Origin of the sequence: Sphingobium sp. ba1, from assembly GCF_000743655.1 — a bacterium.
Taxonomy (GTDB): domain Bacteria; phylum Pseudomonadota; class Alphaproteobacteria; order Sphingomonadales; family Sphingomonadaceae; genus Sphingobium.
Window position 1 is genome coordinate 1 of sequence record NZ_JPPQ01000013.1, and the last position, 1,740, is coordinate 1,740.

Sequence of the window (1,740 nt, forward strand, 5' to 3'; positions counted from 1 at the left end):
GCGTGCCCGCCGTCACCGCGCTGATGCCGCGCCAGGCAGGCGGGGTGATCGTCTCGCTGCCGATCGCGGGCAGGAACAGGATGACGAACCATAAGGCAAAGCCAGTCAGCAGCCCCGCCTTGGCCGCCAGCGGATCATTATGCGGCCGATAGACGGCACAGATCAGCGCGGGCGCGCATTGGGCGATCGCGACGAAGGCGACCAGGCCGACCGAGGCCAATTGCGTGGTGGACGGCAGCGCCAGCGCATAGAGCACCGCCGCGCCGATCAATGCGATGATCGCGCCGCGCCGTATCCACAACAACCGCTCGCCCAAATGCGAATCTTCGGTCGATCGCCGCAGCAGCACGGGCGCGAACAGATCGTTGGAGATCATGCTCGAAATCGCGACAATCTCGGTGACGACCATCGCCAGCGCCGCTGACACGCCACCCAGAAAGACGAGCAAGGCCAGGCCGCGATAGCCGAAATCCTGCGGCAGGCTTAGCACGAACAGGTCGGGCGTCGCTCCTTGGCCGAGCAGCGCCACGCCCGCGGCGGCAATGGGCAGCACCGCCAGCACCGTCACCAGCAGATAGGCGACGAAGCCCCAACGCGCGGTCAATATGTCATCGGGCGTGCGCGACTCCGTGACGCTGATGAAGAAATGTCGGGGCAGGCAGATGATCGTCAGCACCGACAACAAAGTGGTGACGGCGAAATTCACATCCAGCCGAGAGGGCGCAAATCCGCTGCGAAAGGTCGCCATGCCATCGGCGATCCGATCGACAGGGGCCGTCCACAACAGCCAGACCGCCAGCCCTGCGACCAACAGCAACGCCACCAGCTTGAACAGCGATTCAAAGGCGACGGCGAACAATATCGCCTCATTCTGCCCCGCCACCTGATAGCGCCGGGCACCAAAGGCGATGGCGAACAGCGCCAGGGCCGCCGCCGCCACGACCAGCGGCGCGGTCGGCTGCGTAATGCCGGAAACCAGCGCGAAACTCAGCGCCACCGACAGCAATTGCAGCGCGATATAGGGAATGGTGCCGAACAACAGGATCAGCGTCACCAGCGCCGCCACCGTGCGGCTCTTGCCGAAACGCGATCCGATGAAATCGGAAATGGATGTCGCGCCATCCTCCTGCACCTCGGCATTCAACCGACGCAGGAATGGCCCGCCCGCGATCATCAGCAGGATCGGCCCCAGATAGATGGGCAGATAGCTCCAGCCCCCAGTCGCCGCCGTCCCGACCGCGCCAAAATAGGTCCAACTGGTGCAATAGACCCCCAGCGCCAGCGTATAGGCATGGATGCGCCAGCGCGATTGGCGCAGCCGATGGCGATGAACATGCGCGAACGCCGTCCCCCCGAACAGCAGGGCGACATAGGCGAGGGCGATGAGCAATTGAGCAGATATGGCGATGCTCCCCCGGTCCACGACAATCAGGCCACCGGCATAGGCGTCTGCGCGCAAACGCGCCAGTTGGCTGCGATCTTGCGGTTAACGAAAAAATAAAGGGAAACTGCGAAGAGGGGTCAGGAACCGGAGACCGGCCATTTGCGCGCTTTGAGGACATTGCTGGAAAAGCGCAGGGCGCTCTCGTCGGAACAGGATGCCGATGTGCGGCGGAGCCTGGTCGAAACGCTCTATGCGTCCCCCACATCGCTGACCATTGGCGCTGCGACCGGCATGGCGGTCGGCCTCGTCATCAGCAGCATATCGGATGGCCTCGCCATCCATGCCGTCGTCGCCAC

General features: G+C 64.0%; 1 protein-coding gene and 1 pseudogene (1 of these 2 only partly in view). One reads left to right on the forward strand and one right to left on the reverse strand.

Features of this window, described 5'->3' with window-relative positions:
- A pseudogene (locus IL54_RS01915) lies at positions 1-1,459 on the reverse strand (hybrid sensor histidine kinase/response regulator); the annotation flags it as partial.
- 84 nt (positions 1,460-1,543) lie between these two features.
- Here IL54_RS01915 and IL54_RS01920 point away from each other — a divergent pair.
- A protein-coding gene (locus IL54_RS01920) for a putative bifunctional diguanylate cyclase/phosphodiesterase (RefSeq protein ID WP_076605450.1) crosses the window boundary here: on the forward strand, positions 1,544-1,740 show its 5' end (the start). The gene runs 1,843 nt beyond the window's last position; the window shows 197 of its 2,040 coding nt (coding positions 1-197); the start codon lies at positions 1,544-1,546; the stop codon falls past the right edge of the window.